Annotated in this window: 17 protein-coding genes; 3 read left to right on the plus strand and 14 right to left on the minus strand. The window is 72.3% G+C overall.

Annotated elements, in window-relative coordinates; genetic code table 11:
- Nucleotides 1–10 precede the first annotated feature (10 nt).
- From Cco03nite_RS09915 to Cco03nite_RS09950, 8 genes are all read right to left on the minus strand, one after another.
- Nucleotides 11–901, minus strand: a complete 891-nt coding sequence (locus tag Cco03nite_RS09915; protein WP_203691469.1) for an alpha/beta fold hydrolase — start codon at nucleotides 899–901, stop codon at nucleotides 11–13.
- Between the two features lie 7 nt (nucleotides 902–908).
- Nucleotides 909–1,193: a DUF2516 family protein gene (locus Cco03nite_RS09920; protein WP_203691427.1), complete on the minus strand. Its 285-nt coding sequence runs from the start codon at nucleotides 1,191–1,193 to the stop codon at nucleotides 909–911.
- A gap of 111 nt (nucleotides 1,194–1,304) precedes the next feature.
- Nucleotides 1,305–1,814 carry a hypothetical protein gene (locus Cco03nite_RS09925; RefSeq protein ID WP_203691428.1) on the minus strand — a complete coding sequence of 170 codons (510 nt, stop codon included), beginning with the start codon at nucleotides 1,812–1,814 and terminating at the stop codon, nucleotides 1,305–1,307.
- Nucleotides 1,815–1,816: 2 nt separating this feature from the next.
- A complete protein-coding gene (locus Cco03nite_RS09930; RefSeq protein ID WP_373314224.1) occupies nucleotides 1,817–2,290 on the minus strand; it encodes a helix-turn-helix domain-containing protein in 474 nt (157 codons plus the stop codon).
- 303 nt (nucleotides 2,291–2,593) lie between these two features.
- Entirely contained in the window at nucleotides 2,594–3,541 is a 948-nt protein-coding gene (locus tag Cco03nite_RS09935; protein ID WP_203691432.1) for an asparaginase, read from the minus strand.
- Nucleotides 3,542–3,570: 29 nt separating this feature from the next.
- A complete protein-coding gene (locus Cco03nite_RS09940; RefSeq protein WP_203691434.1) occupies nucleotides 3,571–4,407 on the minus strand; it encodes a beta-keto acid cleavage family enzyme in 837 nt (278 codons plus the stop codon).
- Nucleotides 4,408–4,427: 20 nt separating this feature from the next.
- Nucleotides 4,428–5,495, minus strand: coding sequence for a CAF17-like 4Fe-4S cluster assembly/insertion protein YgfZ (ygfZ, locus tag Cco03nite_RS09945; RefSeq protein ID WP_203691436.1), 1,068 nt, complete (start codon nucleotides 5,493–5,495; stop codon nucleotides 4,428–4,430).
- Nucleotides 5,495–5,917 (minus strand): Fur family transcriptional regulator, encoded by a 423-nt coding sequence (locus tag Cco03nite_RS09950; protein WP_203691438.1) that lies wholly within the window; start codon nucleotides 5,915–5,917, stop codon nucleotides 5,495–5,497. Before Cco03nite_RS09950 ends, ygfZ begins: the two co-directional genes overlap by 1 nt.
- A gap of 86 nt (nucleotides 5,918–6,003) precedes the next feature.
- Here Cco03nite_RS09950 and Cco03nite_RS09955 point away from each other — a divergent pair, with 86 nt between their 5' ends.
- Genes Cco03nite_RS09955 through Cco03nite_RS09965 form a run of 3 tightly spaced genes read left to right on the plus strand, consistent with a single transcriptional unit; the run spans nucleotide 6,004 to nucleotide 8,663 of the window.
- Nucleotides 6,004–6,885 (plus strand): aminotransferase class IV, encoded by an 882-nt coding sequence (locus Cco03nite_RS09955; RefSeq protein ID WP_239167260.1) that lies wholly within the window; start codon nucleotides 6,004–6,006, stop codon nucleotides 6,883–6,885.
- 31 nt (nucleotides 6,886–6,916) lie between these two features.
- Entirely contained in the window at nucleotides 6,917–8,092 is a 1,176-nt protein-coding gene (locus Cco03nite_RS09960) for a thiolase family protein (RefSeq protein WP_203691440.1), read from the plus strand.
- Nucleotides 8,082–8,663, plus strand: a complete 582-nt coding sequence (locus Cco03nite_RS09965) for an NUDIX hydrolase (protein ID WP_203691442.1) — start codon at nucleotides 8,082–8,084, stop codon at nucleotides 8,661–8,663. The genes Cco03nite_RS09960 and Cco03nite_RS09965 overlap by 11 nt, the downstream gene beginning before the upstream one ends.
- Before the next feature lie 141 nt (nucleotides 8,664–8,804).
- Here the strand turns inward: Cco03nite_RS09965 and pstB are convergent, their stop codons facing one another.
- From pstB to mshD, 6 genes are all read right to left on the minus strand, one after another.
- A complete protein-coding gene (gene pstB, locus Cco03nite_RS09970; protein ID WP_239167263.1) occupies nucleotides 8,805–9,596 on the minus strand; it encodes a phosphate ABC transporter ATP-binding protein PstB in 792 nt (263 codons plus the stop codon).
- A gap of 62 nt (nucleotides 9,597–9,658) precedes the next feature.
- Entirely contained in the window at nucleotides 9,659–10,570 is a 912-nt protein-coding gene (gene pstA / locus Cco03nite_RS09975; RefSeq protein ID WP_203691446.1) for a phosphate ABC transporter permease PstA, read from the minus strand.
- A 132-nt stretch (nucleotides 10,571–10,702) separates the two neighbouring features.
- Nucleotides 10,703–11,689, minus strand: a complete 987-nt coding sequence (gene pstC / locus Cco03nite_RS09980; protein WP_203691448.1) for a phosphate ABC transporter permease subunit PstC — start codon at nucleotides 11,687–11,689, stop codon at nucleotides 10,703–10,705.
- Between the two features lie 88 nt (nucleotides 11,690–11,777).
- Nucleotides 11,778–12,728, minus strand: a complete 951-nt coding sequence (pstS, locus tag Cco03nite_RS09985) for a phosphate ABC transporter substrate-binding protein PstS (RefSeq protein WP_239167261.1) — start codon at nucleotides 12,726–12,728, stop codon at nucleotides 11,778–11,780.
- A 292-nt stretch (nucleotides 12,729–13,020) separates the two neighbouring features.
- Nucleotides 13,021–14,580: a hypothetical protein gene (locus Cco03nite_RS09990; protein WP_203691452.1), complete on the minus strand. Its 1,560-nt coding sequence runs from the start codon at nucleotides 14,578–14,580 to the stop codon at nucleotides 13,021–13,023.
- Nucleotides 14,581–14,725: 145 nt separating this feature from the next.
- Nucleotides 14,726–15,667 (minus strand): mycothiol synthase, encoded by a 942-nt coding sequence (gene mshD / locus Cco03nite_RS09995; RefSeq protein ID WP_203691454.1) that lies wholly within the window; start codon nucleotides 15,665–15,667, stop codon nucleotides 14,726–14,728.
- Between the last annotated feature and the right edge of the window lie 207 nt (nucleotides 15,668–15,874).

The following is a 15,874-nucleotide window of genomic DNA, read 5'->3' on the forward strand; positions in this document are numbered from 1 at the left end:
GACGCGGCGGTCAGCCGTTCAGGAAACCGGAGATCCGCTCCCGCAGGTCGGCCCGCTCGTGCCAGAGCACCGACGGCCGGTTGTAGATGTGCAGGGTCGCCTCCGGCAGCACGCCCGCCAGCTCCTCGGCGACCGACGCCGGGTGCAGGTCGTCGCCGATGCAGCCGATGACCAGCACGTGGGCGCTCACGTCGCGGAGCAGGTTGACGTCCGGCACGGGCACCTGGTCGGGCAGGGTGAGCAGGCCGCTGCTCAGGCCGGTGTTCATCAGCGTGTTGAGGCGCTGGCGCACGTACGCCCAGCCGGAAGCCCCGTTGCGGGCCGACGGCGGGATCTCCTCGACCACGGCGTTGGCCACGGTCGGCAGGTCACCGCTGCTGATCGCCTCCAGCAGGTTGACCAGCCGGCGGCGGGCCGCCTCGGGCCGCGGCCGGTCGAGCACCGCCGGCAGGAACAGCACCACCTTCTCGAACCGGTCGGGCGTCTCGGCCAGCAGCCGGCACAGCGCGCCCGCGCCCAGGCTCACCCCCAGGGCCCGGGTGGCGCCCGCCATGTCGGCGATGGCGCGCAGGTCGCGGGCCAGATCACCGTAGTCCCAGGCACCCCGTGGCGAGCTGGACTCGCCGTGGCCGCGGAACTGGAAGAAGACCCGCTTGCCGGCGACGGCGCTGCCCAGCGGCCGGGTCTCGGCGATGCCGTGGCCGAGCCCGTGCGCGAACACGGTGACCGGCTCGCCGACACCGGTGCTGAGCCGCTCCAGCTGCACGCCGTGCGGGGTGTCGACGATCTCGGTGGGCAGCGCGGGCGGGGCGGGGCGGCCGGTGTTGGGGGCGGAGTTGCGCGGCTTGCCGAGGCGTCGGGGGAATCCGTCCGGCGGGGGCGGCCAGCGCAGATCGTTGATCACCGAATCACCAGGGTCCCTCGGCGGCCTCGCGCAGGCCGCGGCGCAGATCCAGCAGGTAGTACGCGGCGACGCCGGCACCGATGAACGCGAAGAAGTTGACACCGGTGAAGAACGTCAGCACGACCAGCAGCACCATCACGAGCAGCCAACCGGCCTTGGGCATGGTGCCGATCGCGGGGAACGCCTCCTTGCGCCGGATGACGCAGTCGGCGAAAGCCCAGAGCAGGATTCCCAGGATGAAGATCCACAGGATGAAGTCGATCCAGCCCTTGATAACGATCGCAGCCATGGCTCACAGCTTAGAACCATCGAGCCCGGCATCCCAGCGGTGACGACGCCGGATACGTCTCGTCGCGGCGTGCCGACCGATCGATCGGCGCGCCGCGACGAGAGCGCGGGGTCACTTCGCCGCGCGCGGCGGCTTCTTCGCGGCGGGCTTGGCGGCCGGCGGCACGTCCTCCCCCGTCTTGGCCTCGGCCTTCGCCTCCGCCGTGGGCGCGGACTTGGTCTCGGGCTTGGCGTCGAAGCCCGGCGTCGCGGGCTGCTCCGTGAACGCCTGCTCGCCACGGGCGACCAGCGAGTCGTAGAACTTCGTCGCCTTCTCCGCCGCGGTCTGCGTACCCGAGACGATGCTGTCGCGGATCTGCGCCGCGTCGACCTTCGAGGTCAACTCGGCGGCCTTGCTGGTGGCGAAGGCGCCGTACTCGTTGGCCTTGGCCTTCCACTGCGGCATGTCGGTCTTGGCGGCCTGGTCGGCGAGCTCCGCGGCCTTGTCGCGCAGCTTGTCGGCCAGCTCGGGCAGCTTGCGCAGCTGCTCGTACGCGATGTCGCCCACGCCCGCGGCGGCGTAGAACGCGCTCGGGTAGGTGCGCTCGTCGGACTTGCCGGACTTGCTCGACGTCTGGGTCATGGTCACTGTTCCTCCTGTGCCTGCTGGCGCACGGCCTTCTTGACCGCCTTCTTGACCGCCGGCTTCTTCGCCGTGGCGACGGTCGGCTCCACCGGGGCCGCCGCGGGGACGGGCTCCGGGGTGGCGGCCTCTTCGGCGCGCGCGTTCTCGCGTACGAACGTCTCGTAGATCTGCGTGAGTGACTGTTTCTGCGCGACCGTCAGCAGCGGGTCGGCCGCGATCGCGGTCGGCACGCCCTGGTGGTCGTCAGAGCCGAGCAGCCCGGCCTTGAGGTACATGGCCGGGGTGGAGACCCGCAGCGCCGCAGCCAGCTGCGCCAGCACCTCGGCGGACGGCTTGCGCAACCCGCGTTCGATCTGGCTCAGGTACGGATTGCTGATGTTGGCCTGCTCGGCCAGCTGCCGCAGGGAGATGCGGGCGTTCTCCCGCAAGTCCTTGATGAAGGCGCCGATGTCGGGACTCTGCACGCCCACCAAGCTACCCACGACCGCTAGCAACAGCAAGCATATTGCTAACTACCCGCTAGCGACCTACGCCACGCCACAAACCCCCCATTCCCGACCCACCCCAGCCCAGCCCTTCGCGCCACAACCACGTTGATCATGAACTTATGGCACGGTCACCGGCGTGTCGCCGCCAAAACTTCATGATCAGCGCAGCACGGCGCGGCGCGATTAGGCGCGGCGCAGTGCAGTGGGGCGCGGCGCAGTGCGGTGATGCGCAGTGCGGTGAAGCGCGGCGCGCTGAGGCGGTGGCGGCGGCCGTGGCGGTGGAGTGGGCTACCAGAGGGGGTGGAGGGCGCCTACGCGGCGGCCGCCGCCGAGGAGGGCGGGTTCGGTGAGGGTGGGGACGTCGACGGGGATGCCGAGGCGGCGCAGGGCGGTGATCATGATGGGGCCGCGGCCGCGGGCGGCACCGTCATCGATCTTGATGGCTACCGCGCCCTTGCCGGGTACGGCCGCGGCCCACACGCCCTCGGCGCCGACCTTGCTGACCAGGCCGGGAACGGCACGCATGAGCTGGGCGTCCTCGCGGTTGGTGCCGCTGACCAGCTCCGGGTACGCCCGCATCGCGTCGGCGACCGAGCGCTCCAGCGACCCGGGCACGCCCTCGGCGATCCGGCGGAACGCGGTGGCCAGCCCGGTCAGCGACAGCGCGAGCACCGGCGCCCCGCACCCGTCGACGCCCATCGCCGCCGCGGACTCGCCCGCGAACTCCTCGATGGTCTCGTTGAGGCGGTGCTGCAGCGGGTGATCGGGCTGGAAGTAGTCCTCCACGGCCCAGCCGGCGGCGCGGCAGGTGAGCAGCATGCCGGAGTGCTTGCCGGAGCAGTTCATGTAGACCCGCTGCGGGGTGCCGCCGCTGGCGATCTTCGCGGCGTCGTCCAGGGGCAGGTCGGGCGGGCAGCGCAGGGCGGCTTCGGTGAGCCCGCCGCTGCGCAGCAGGGCGCGTACCCGGGAGACGTGGAAGTCCTCGCCGTAGTGGCTGGCGGCGACCAGCGCCAGGTCGGCCGGGTCGGCCAGGCGCAGCCCGGCCCGCAGCATGCCGATGGCCTGCATGGGCTTGTTGGACGAGCGCGCGAAGATCGGCCCGGTGACGTCACCGGCGGCCGCGACCGGGTTTCCGGCCGCGTCCAGTACGATCACCGACCCGCGGTGCCAGCCCTCGACGAACCCGCTGCGCTCCACCTCGACGAGCGGCACGCCGCCCTCGTAAACCTTGCCCATGGTAAGGAACGCTACCGGGGTTTCACATTTCAGCGCGGCGGGATCCCCAGGAGGTTGCGTGCCTCACCCGGCGTCAGCGGGGGCCGCTGCGCCAACCGGGCGAATGCGGACGCGCGGGCGACCAGCTGGGCGTTGGACTCGACCGGCTGGCCCTTGGCGTAGGTGACCGTGTCCTCCATGCCGACGCGCAGGTGGCCGCCCGAGCCGAGCGAGGTGAGCAGCACCGGCAGCGTGAACCGGCCGATGCCGGTGGCCGAGAACGTGGTGCCTTCGGGCAGGTCGCGCAGGGCCTGCTGGCAGGCGACGAGCGCGGCGGCGGTGCCGGGCATGCCGCCGGGCACGCCCATCACGAGGTCGACGTGCACGTGGCCGCCGGACGGGAGGCCGTACTTGTCGAGCAGGCGCTGCAGGGCCCACAGGTGGCCGAGGTCGAAGATCTCGTACTCGGGCACGACGCCGCGCTCCTGCATGCGGGTGTGCAGGTCGACGATGAACTCCCAGCGGTTCATGAACACGTCGTCGCCGAAGTTGACGGTGCCCATGGTGCAGCTGGCCATGTCCGGGCCGGCGTCGAGCACGGCCAGCCGGGCGGACTCCGGGTCGTGCACCGAGCCGCCACTGGACAGCTGCACGATCAGGTCGGTGCTCGAACGCAGCGCGGCGACGGTCTCGCGCAGCCGGACCGGGTCCAGGCTCGGCTTGGCGGCCTCGTCGCGGATGTGCACGTGGATCACGCTCGCGCCGACGGCCTCGCACTCCTTCGCGGTCGCGACCAGCTCGTCGAGCGTCACCGGCAGGGCGGGGACGTCAGCCTTGGCGGATTCCGCGCCGGTGGGCGCGACGGTGATCAGAGTGCCGTTCGTCATGCGCGCATCCTGTCATATTTCTAGTCAGGGTCGATAGAGGCCGTAGATTCTCCCGCGATGAGGGGGGTGTCGCCGGAAATATTGCGCTTGAGGACCGCGAGCGCGATCGGTCCGAGTTCCGCATGCCGGGCCGCGGTGCCGATGAATCCGACGGTACGGCCGTTCGCCGTGATCTCGGTGCCACGCGCCGGAAGCTCGTCGGTGGCGATGCCGTCCAGGTGCAGCAGGCGCAGCGCGCGCGGCGGCTTGCCGAGGTGGTGCACCCGGGCCACCGTCTCCTGACCCCGGTAGCAGCCCTTCTCCAGGTGCACCGCGGCGGCGGTCAGGTCCACCTCCGACGGCAGCGTCCGGTGATCGGTGTCCACCCCCACCCGGGCCTGCTTCGCGGCCGCCCGCACGGCTTCGTACGCCCACAGCCCCGCGGACGGCAGCTCCAGGGCGGCCAGCGTCGCGGCGGCGGTCTCGGCGGGCAGCAGCAGGTCCAGCACCGGGAGGTCGCCGAGCGTGTGGCGGCGCACGAAACCGCCGCCGGGCAGCGGGGCCAAGGCGTACACCGTCGTCGGTCGCGGCGGCACCGCGCCGGTGGCGAACTTCGGCCCCGGCACCTCCAGCACGTCCGGCTCGGCGGGCACGGCGACGCCGAGTTTCGCGGCGGCGGCGAGGGCCCCCGGGCCGACCAGGCTGTGTACGACCAGGTCGGCGGGTTTGATCTCAACCTGGGTGAAGAAGCGCATCCGGGTCAGGAAGGTCACCAGGTCGTCCACGGTGCCGGGTTCGACGTCCACCCAGAGCGTGCCGTCGAGCTCGGAGACCCACAGCTCGTGCTCGATGTGGCCGTGCGGGGACAGCACCAGCGTGCGGGTGCCCTGGCCGTCGGCGAGCGCGGTCAGGTGCTGCGAGGTGAGGTTGTGCAGGAAGCTCAGCCGCTCGGGGCCGGTCAGCGCCAGCACGCCGCGGTGCGAGCGGTCCACCAGCCCGGCCGCGGTGAGCAGGGTGCGCTGCTCACGGTTCGGGTCGCCGTGGTGCGCCGGGACGGCGGCGTCGGCGGAGTCCGGGTCGAAGTGACCCACCAGCACGGTCGTACCCATCACGCACAGCTCCCGCAGAGTCCGAACAAGGCCACGTGCCCGATGTCCATCCGGAAGCCGCGCTGCGTCAGCAGCCGCTCGGCGAGCGGGGCCAGCTCGCTCTGCTCCAGCTCGGTGACCGTGTCGCAGCTGCGGCACACCAGGTGCACGTGCTGCACGACCGCCGCGTCGTGGTAGGTCGGCGCGCCGTGCGACAGGTGCACGTGGGTCACCAGCCCGAGCTCCTCCAGGAGCTCCAGGGTCCGGTACACGGTGGTGATGTTGACTCCGGAGGCCACCTCGCACACCGCCGCGTGCACCTGTTCCGGGGTCGCGTGGACGAGCTGGCGCACGGCGTCGAGCACCAGTTGCCGCTGGGGGGTGAGCCGCAGGCCGCGGTCCCGGAGGAGTTCGGCCAGCTCGGCGGAGCCTTGTTCGGGCATCGTCCGATCATAGTTCGGCGCTTGAGCGCGCTCGAACGATCAAGGCCGTCGCGGGAGCGGCCGTGCGGCGGCGTAGCATTCCGGCCGTGGTGCAGCCTGTTCTCGTGGTCCAGGGCCTCGGCGTGGTGCCGGCCGACACTCCCGTGCTCCGTGCCGACGATCTCGGCGTGCTGCGCGGCGACGGGGTCTTCGAGACCATGCACGTGCGGCCCGACGGGCGTGGCGGCGTGCAGCCGTGGCTGATCGGCGAGCACCTGGCCCGGATGGCCCGCTCGGCCGCCCGGATGGAGCTGGCCCTGCCCGCCGAGGACGCGCTGCGCGAGCTGGCCGCGGCGGCCTGCGCCCAGTGGCCGGCCGAGGCCGAGGGCGCGTTGCGGCTGGTCTGCACCCGTGGCGCGGAGGCGACCGCCGCCACCGGCGGCCCGGTGACCTGCTTCGCCACCGTGAACCCGATCGGCGCGGCCACGCTGGCCGCCCGGCGCGACGGCATCACCGTCACCACGATCTCGCTGGGCTACCCGGCCGACGCGCGCACCTCGGCTCCGTGGCTGCTGGGCGGCGTGAAGTCGCTGTCGTACGCGATCAACATGGCCTCGCAGCGCTGGGCCCTCGCCCAGGGGGCCGACGACGCGCTGTGGGTGTCCGCGGACGGCTACGTGCTGGAGGGCCCCACCTCGACGCTGGTCTGGCTGAGCGGGGACACGCTGTACACGGTGCCCGTGGAGACCACCGGCATCCTGCCCGGGACGACCGCCCGGCACCTGCTCGACAACGCCGGTGACCTCGGCTGGACCGCCGCCGAGCGCATGGTGACCCCGGCCGAGCTGGCCGCGGCCGACGGCGTGTGGCTGCTGTCCAGCGTGCGCGGCGTCGCCGAGCTGCGGGCGATCGACGGAGCCACCCAGCCCTCGTCGGCGCACACCGAGAAGCTGCGCGCGTACCTCGGCTTCACGAACCTGGGTTACTGAACGATCCCTCAGTTGACGTAGCCTGCGGAGCATGACCTCGCAGGCGTTTCTCATCGACGCGGTCCGCACCCCGTTCGGCCGCCACAAGGGCGGGCTGTCCGGCGTACGCACCGACGACCTCGCGGCCGCGCCCCTGGTCGCGCTGCTCAAGCGGCATCCTGAACTGGACCCGGCGCTGATCGAGGACGTCATCCTCGGCGACGCCAACGGAGCCGGCGAGGACAACCGCAACGTGGCCCGCATGGCGGCGCTGCTGGCGGGCCTGCCCATGACCGTGCCCGGGGTGACCGTCAACCGGCTCTGCGCGGCGGGCGCCGAGGCGATCGTGCAGGCCTCCCGGGCGGTCCGCGCGGGCGACAACGACCTGGTCGTCGCAGGTGGTGTGGAGAGCATGAGCCGCGCCCCGTTCGTGCTGGCCAAGCCCGACACGGCCTTCCCCGGCGAGGCGAAGCTGTGGAACACGCAGCTCGGCTGGCGCATGGTCAACCCGCTGATGCCCGACGCGTGGACCGTGCCGCTGGGCGTGGCCGCCCAGCAGGTGGCGCACGAGTTCGGCATCGGCCGCGAGGCGCAGGACGCCTGGGCGCTGCGCTCCCAGCAGCGCGCGGCCGCCGCCTGGGCGCAGGGCCGCTTCGACGACCGGGTGGTCGAGGTCGCCGGGGTGACCCGCGACGAGTCGGTGCGCCCCGACACCAGCGCCGCCGCGCTGGCCAAGCTCCGCCCCGCGTTCACCCCGGACGGCACGGTCACCGCGGGCAACTCCTCGCCCGTCAACGACGGCGCCGCGGCGACCCTGATCGGCTCCGCCGCCGCCGTCGAGCGCCTCGGCGTACAGCCGCTGGGCCGCATCGTGGCCAGCACCGTCGCAGGTGTCTCGCCGGAGCGCTTCTCCACCGGCCCGGTCCCCGCGATCCGGGCGCTGCTGGCCAAGGCGAAGCTCGGCTTCGGCGACATCGCCGCCTGGGAGCTGAACGAGGCGTTCGCCGCGATGGTCCTCAGCTGCCTGCACGAGCTGCCGGAGATCGACCCCGAGCTGGTCAACGTCGACGGCGGCGCGATCGCGTACGGCCACCCGCTCGGCGCGTCCGCGCCCCGGGTCGTCGTCGACCTGTGCCACACCCTGCGCCGCCAGGGCGGCGGCTACGGCATCGCGGCGGCCTGCATCGGTGTCGGGCAGGGACAGGCGGTGCTGGTCCATGTCGAGTAACCCGTTCGACCTGCTGCCGCCCGAGCAACGGGCCCGGTTCGAGACGCTGGCCCGCGAGTTCGCCGAGTCCGGCGCCGAGCCCGCGACGCCCCGCGAGGCGTCGACCGTGGTGCTGATCCGCCCCGACCGCACGATCTTCCTGATCCGGCGGATGCGGGCGATGGCGTTCGGCGGCATGTGGGCATTCCCCGGCGGCTCGCTGGAGCCGGGTGAGACCCCGGCCGACGCGGCGGTACGCGAGATCGAGGAGGAGACCGGGGTGACCCTGCTGCCGGCCGCGCTGACGCCGTGGCACCGCTGGCTGACCCCGGTGTTCGAGCCGCGCCGCTTCGACACCTGGTTCTTCCTGGCCGCCATGCCCGACGGCCAGGACGCCGCGCTGCCGGAGTTCGAGGCCGACCGGGCCCGCTGGCTGACGCCCGAGGAGGCGATCGCCGAACACGAGTCCGGCGACCTGCCCATGCTCCCACCCACCCTGGTCACGCTGCGCGAACTCTCCGCATACCCCACGGTGCCGGACATGCTCACCACCCACCGCGACGTCACCAGCCCCTACATGCCCACCCTCTGACCCCGCCCAGGGCCGCCGCCCTCACCTGGCGCGACTTTTAAAGACTTGCGGCCTCAGGAATTCCTGAGGCCGCAAGTCTTTAAAAGTTGCCGTGGGGGCCGCGGGCGCCGGGCGGTGGGCCGTGGGGAGACCGTGGGCGGGTCAGCCGAAGCGGCCGGTGATGTAGTCCTCGGTGCGCTTGTCGGCGGGGTTGGTGAAGATGCGGCCGGTGTCGTTGAACTCGACCAGGCGGCCGTGGCGGACGCCGGCCTCGTCGAGCTCCGCGGTGAAGAACGCGGTGTGGTGGCTGACGCGGGCGGCCTGCTGCATGTTGTGGGTCACGATCACGATGGTGTACGTGCCCGCCAGGTCGTGCATCAGGTCCTCGATCTTGCCGGTGGCGATCGGGTCGAGCGCGGAGCACGGCTCGTCCATGAGGATCACCTCGGGCTTGACCGCGATCGCCCGCGCGATGCACAGCCGCTGCTGCTGGCCGCCGGACAGGGCCAGGCCGCTGGTCTTCAGCTTGTTCTTGACCTCGTCCCACAGGGCCGCGCCGCGCAACGCCTGCTCGACGCGGTCGTCCATGTTGTCCTTGATCCCGTTGATCTTCAGGCCGTACGCCACGTTCTCGTAGATGGACTTCGGGAACGGGTTCGGCTTCTGGAAGACCATGCCGATGCGGCGGCGCACCTGGATCGGGTCGACGTCCGGGGCGTACAGGTCCTGGCCGTGGAACGTGATCTTCCCGGCCACCCGGGCACCCGACACCAGGTCGTTCATCCGGTTGAGCGAGCGCAGCACGGTGCTCTTGCCGCAGCCCGACGGGCCGATGAGCGCGGTGATCTGGTGCTCACGGACCGCCATGGTGGTGCCGCGGACAGCCTCGTAGTTGCCGTAGAAGACGCTGACGTTCTCCAGCTGCATCACCGGCGGTGCGGACGCGACGGGCATGGCGGGCACGGCTCCCGGAAGAAGGGTGGACAGGGTGAAGTCGGTGCTCATGGCGGTCATCCTCAACGTTCCTTGATGGCGAAGCGGCTGGAGATCAGGCGGGCGGCGATGGTGAACACGAGCACGATCAGCATCAGCGTGAGCGCCGCGCCCCAGGCACGATCCTGTGCCGCCACGAACGGCTCCCCGGCGTTCTTGAAGATCTGCGCGGCCAGGGTGGTGTTGGCCCCGTCCAGGCTCCAGTTGGAGGTGAAGATCGTGCCGGCGACCAGCACGACCGGGGCAGTCTCGCCCGCCGCGCGCGCGATGGCCAGCATCACGCCGCTGACGATGCCGGAGATCGCCGCGGGCAGCACCACGGAGACGGTCGTCTTCCAGCGCCGGGCGCCGAGCGCGGCGCTGGCCTGGCGCAGCTCGTCCGGCACCAGCCGGAGCATCTCCTCGGAGCTGCGGATGATCACCGGGAGCATCAGGCAGCCCAGGGCGAGCGCGGCCGCGAAGCCGGACTGCTCCTTGACCACCAGCACGTACGAGACGTAGATGAACAGACCCATGACGACCGAGGGCACGCCCGTCATGACGTCGGACATCGTCCGGATGAGCCGCGCCAGCGCGTTCTGCTTGCCGTACTCGTTGAGGTAGATCGCGCCGAGCACACCGAGCGGGATCGCCATGGCGGCCGCAGCGCCGGTGATGACCAGCGTGCCGGCGACCGCGGGACCCATGCCGCCACCGGCCCGGCGGGCCGAGTTCGGGATGTCCTCGATGAGGAATTCCCAGCTGATCAGCGCCAGGCCGCGGCTGGCCACGTGGAAGATGACCAGGCCCAGCGGGATCAGCGCGATCAGCAGCGCCAGGCCCATGAGCGACTTGCTGAAGCCGTCGGTCAGGCGGCGGCGCAGCGGCAGCGCGGAGCGGCGCAGGTCCGCCGGCACCGGAGCGGCCGCCGCAGGACGGGTGGCGGTCGTGGTCATGCCTTCTCCTCGCTCTGCTCGTCGGCGCCATGGCGCTGCATCATGATTCGCTCGCAAGGCTCACTCATGCCTTCTCCTCGCTCTGCTCGTCGGCGCCATGGCGCTGCATCATGATTCGCTCGCAAGGCTCGCTCATGCCGACGCTCCCCTCATCCGGATCTCTGCCCGGCGTACGACGAACCGGGCGATCAGGTTGACCACGACGGTGATGACGAACAGCACCACACCCATGCCGATCAGGGCGGCGGTGAAGTCACCGGTGGACTCGCCCCACTGGTCGACGATGATGGCCGGCAGCGCGTAGCCGCCCTCGAACAGGTTCGCGGCGATCTGCACCGAGCTGCCGATGACCAGGGCGACCGCGATGGTCTCGCCCATCGCGCGGCCGAGGCCCAGGATCACCGCGCCGACCACGCCGCCGAAGCTGTGCGGCAGCACCGCACCCTTGATCATCTCCCAGCGGGTGGCGCCGAGCGCCCAGGCCGCTTGCTTGTCGGAGTCGGGCACGGTCGCAAAGACCTCGCGCGCGATCGACGTGATGATCGGGACGATCATGATGGCGAGGATCAGGCCGGCGGTCATGAAGCTGCGGCCGCTGCTGCGCGGCTCGCCGAACAGCGCGCCGAGCACCGGCACGCCGCCCAGCACCTCGTGCAGCCAGTTGTAGACCGGCGTCATGGCCGGCGCGACGACGAGGATGCCCCAGAGGCCGAAGACCACCGAGGGCACCGCCGCGAGCAGGTCGATGAGGGTGACGATGGCGGTGCGGACGCGGCGCGGGGCCAGCTCGGTCAGGAAGAGCGCGATACCGATCGAGACGGGGACCGCGACGACGACGGCGATGGCGGAGACCACGAGCGTGCCGTACAGGAAGGCGAGCGTGCCGTAGACCGGCTTGGCCGGGCCGTCCCCGTCGGGGTCGTTCGGGATCCAGGTCGAGCTGGTGAAGAACTCGGCGGAGAAGGCCGGGTACGCCTGCTTCACCATGGTGATCAGGATCAACGCCAGGATCACCAGCACCGCGAAGCCCGCGGATACGCACAAGGCCCAGAAGAGCCGGTCGGCGTGCCTGCCGCGGTCCTTCCGGGTCAGCTGAGCGGATTTGTCTAGGACTGTCATCTCTTCTCCGAGGGGTGGCCTGGCGAGGCCGGTGCGGCGGGTCCGGGAGGACCCGCCGCACCGGGGTGGTGCTCAGGTCAGCTCAGCTTCAGCTGACCTTGTCCAGCTGGGCGAGGGCCTTGGCCTGCAGGTCGGCCGGCAGCACCGCGTAGTTGACCTCGGCCGCGATGGCCGCGCCGTCGGTGAGCAGGTACTTGACGAAGCCCTTGACCAGCTCGGCCTTCTTCGGGTCGTCGTACTTCGGCTTGACCAGCAGGTAGGTCGGCGCCGTGATCGGGTAGGAGGTCGCGCCCGCCGCGTTCAGCGGGTTGAAGGTCAGGTCGTCCTTGAGCTCGGCACCGGCGAGCGCCGCGGTGGCGCCGTCCAGCGTCGGGAGCACGAACTGGCCGTCCTTGTTCTTGATCGCGACGAACGGCAGACCGGAGTCCTTGGCGTCGCTCAGGTCGACGTAGCCGATACCGCCGTCGGCGGCCTTGATCAGCTGCGCCACACCGGTGTTCTTGGCACCGGCCTGGGTGTCGGCCGGCCACGCGACGGTGTCGCCGCTGCCCAGCTTCCAGGCGGCGCCGGCGGCGGCGACCAGGTACTTGGTGAAGTTGTTGGTGGTGCCCGAGCCGTCCGAGCGGTGCGCCACGGAGATGGCGGTGGCCGGCAGGGTCACGCCCGGGTTGTCGGCGGCGATCTCCGGCGCGTTCCAGGTCTTGATCTCACGCTGGAAGATCTTGGCCAGGGTGACCGGGCTGAGCTGCAGCTTGTCGACGCCCTTGAGGTTGTACGACACGGTGATCGGCGCGGCGACGGTCGGGATGTACAGGTAGGAGCCGGCGGGCACGCCGTCGGTGTCCTTGACCGTGCTGTCGGTGCCGGCGAAGTCGACCAGGCCGGAGCCGAACTCCTTCTTGCCGGTGCCGGAGCCCACCGAGTTGTAGGTCACCTTGAAGTTCGGAGCGGCATCCTTCAGGGAGAGGATGACCTCCTGGTAGTAGGTGTTCGGGAAGCTGGCGCCCGACGCCTTCAGCTCACCGGAGAGGGCGGCCACGCCGGACGCGTCGGCGCTGGCGGAGGGGTCCGTCGTGGTGTCGCCCTTCGAGGAGCAACCGGCAAGAGCAAGCGCAGCGATCGCGACGCCCGCAAGCACGCGCCGAGAGAGCACGTTACGGTTCACTTCAGGGGTGCCTTCCTAGTCAGGGATAACGGCCGTCGCCGGCCTGACCCCGACATTGCACGGCGCAGGTAGACGGTTCTCCCGTCTCAGGTGAACGCAGGGTGAACAGGCAAAACAGGACCGGTGTCGGTTCCATCAGCAAGATGTGGCCGGGAAGTGAACGCGGTCACACCGCCCCGTCCAGGTCTGCCAGCGACAACGAGCCGTTCGAGGCCACCGTCGCCACCAGCGCGAGGCTGCCGTCGCGTACGTCCCACACGAGCAACCGCTGGTTCACCCCCGGCGTGGCGCCCGACGCGACGCCGCAGCACAGCAGCACCCGACGCCGGTCCAGCCAGCCCAGCAAGGTCAGGCTCCCGGTCACGTCGGCGTCCGCCACCAGCAGCCGACGCACCCGGGCCGCCCCGGGATCCAGCACGGCCACCGCCTCCGCGGGCCGCCAGCCGGGCCGGACGGGCAGCCCCACCGGCTCGCACATCCGCGCGACCAGGCCTCCACCGCCCGCGACCGCGAACCCCGGCCCGAGGAACCGGCCCAGCCGCCCCGCGCCCGGCCCGGTCACCGCGACCGTGCCCTCGCTGTGCTCGCGCCCGGCGAACTCCCAGCTGCGCACCCGCGGCGGAGCCGTGATCGGGTCGCCGGCCGAGAGCAGTTCCAGCACCGTCGACGGCGCGTCCGTCCCGGCGGCGCGGCGGGGCGCGATCGCGTCGCGTACGCCCACCGGCGCCGGCAGCAACGCGCCGGAGCCGACGTCGAGCAGCTTGTCGACGGCCACCAGCAGGTGCCGCGGCCCGAGCCAGACGACCACGGGCGACTCCGGCGCGACGTCGTGCCGCCGCGCCAGGCCGCCGGCCGACTCGACCACCCAGAGTTCGTCGGCCGTGACAACCGCCAGCCGTGCACCGTCCGGGGCCAGCGCTCCCGGCGACAGCAGCGCGGCGGCCTCCACCGGGAGCTTGTCGACCCGGCGCCAGCCGCCGTCCTCGCCGAGCACCAGCAGCGGCCCGGCGGCGGCCGCGCCCATGGCGGCGTCGAGCACGGCGAGCGCCCGCGGCGTCGGCCGTGCGCTCAGGGCGGGCAGCCGCGCCGGGTCGCCGGGGGCGAGCTCCCTCGGCAGTTTCGCGACCAGCGCCACGGGCAGCGCGAGCTGCCGCGCCACGGGTGGCACCTCGTCGACCCCGTCGAGCGCGGCCGGGCCGGTGGGCAGGGCGGACAGCGGTTGCCGGCCCTCCTCGCGCCCGGCGGCCAGTGCTCTGATCCCGGCCGCGCCCAGCGCCACCGCGCCGACCGCGCCGGCGATCAGCAACCGGCGGCGAGTGGTGGCCCGGCCACGTCGCCACAGGGCGGCCGCCTCCTCCTCGACGGTCGCGGGCAGTACGCGGCCACGCCGGGCAGGCGGGGTGCGGTCCAGGTCCAGCCGCACCCGGTGCTGCGGTACGGCGTCGGCGACCTCCCGGGCGAAGAGGCGCTGCAGCAGCCGGTCCGCGGCCGCACCGGGCGGGGCATGGTGCTCCGCGTCGTTGCCGCGCAACCTCGACCAGCGCATCGCGACCAGGCCGAGCAGTTCCCGGGCGAGCGTGGCGGCCTGCGTGTCGTCGCCGGTGAGCTGTCGTGCGGCGTGTTCCAGCGGCGGCAGCCGGCGGGCCACCCAGTCGGTGAAGTCGGCCGGTGCCGCCGGGCTCGGCGTAGGCTCCTGCGACAGCACATCAGGCGACTCCTGCTCCATGCCGCCTCCCACCGTCGCCGCCCGCGCCGGCCGCGGCGCTGACCGCACCCGGGCCGTGTTCCGCAGGCCGTGGCCGAGGTGCGGCTACGGCCGCAACCACACCCTTAGATGGTGATGGATCTCACAGCATTGCGGAAGAGGGTGTTCAGGCGCGCTGGAAGAGCACGTCGGTGGACCAGCGGGCGAAGCCCAACCGCTGGTAGAGAGCCGTCGCGGCGGTGTTGGACTCGTCGACGTACAGCATCACCTGGTCGAGGCCCTGGGCCCGCAGGTGGCGCAGCCCGGCCGCGGTCAGCGCGCGGCCCAGGCCGGAGCCGTGCGCCGACGGGTCGACGCCGAGCACGTACACCTCGCCGATCGGGTCGTGGTGGTGCGCGTCCTCGGCGTCGCGGCGCAGCTCGCCGTGCACCTTGGTCCAGTGGAACCCGGCCAGCACCCCGTCACGTTCGGCCAGCAGGAAGCCCGCCGGGTCGAACCACGGCTCGGCCATCCGCACGTGCAGGTCGCGCAGGGTCCACCGGCCCTGTTCCGGGTGGTCGGCGAAGGCGCGCGCGTTGAGCGCCAGCCAGGCCTCGTCGTCCTCGCCCGGCCGGAACGGGCGCAGCAGCACGCCCTCGGGCAGGTCGGGCTGGGGCACCTCGGCGAACAGCGAGCGCCGCATCTGCCACAGCACCCGGGCCCGGCGGAAGCCCAGCGACAGCGCCAGCGCGCCGGCCGACGGGTGGTCGCCGTGCGCCCACAGCCGCAGCCGGCCCGCCGGGTCGGCCTCGGCCGCGGCCTCGATGGCCGCCTTGACCAGAGCCCGGCCCAGGCCGTGCCGGCGGCGCAGCGGGTGTACGACCAGCTCCGCCGACGGTCCGTCGACCGCGTCGGTGGTGTCCACGTGGGCGTAGCCGGCGAGCTCGCCGTCGGGCGTGCGGGCGATGAGGTGCACCGCGGGGGCCTCGCCACCGTGCCGCAGGTGCAGCACCGTGTGTTCGGACAGCGGGTACGCGCCGTCAGTGTCCCCCGCCGCGCGTGCCAGCTCGACCACGGCGGCGACCTCGTCCGGTGTGAGCCGGTCGCGCCGCTCGGCATACCCGATCATGGCGTCAGCGTAGCCGGGCGCCGCGGAAAGGCTTCGCGCTCGCGTGGTGAATCAGGTCGCGTGCCGGGCGGCAGATCGCGCCCGCGGCGAGGGCCACGGGCGCGACATGTCGGAGCGGGTCAGATCGAGGGCAGGTCGGCGAGCAGCTGCTCGGCCGCGTCGGTGAGCTGGCCGCGCTCGGCGAGCTGCTGGCGCGAGGACGGCACC

Origin of the sequence: Catellatospora coxensis, from assembly GCF_016862635.1 — a bacterium.
Classification (GTDB): Bacteria; Actinomycetota; Actinomycetes; order Mycobacteriales; family Micromonosporaceae; genus Catellatospora; species Catellatospora coxensis.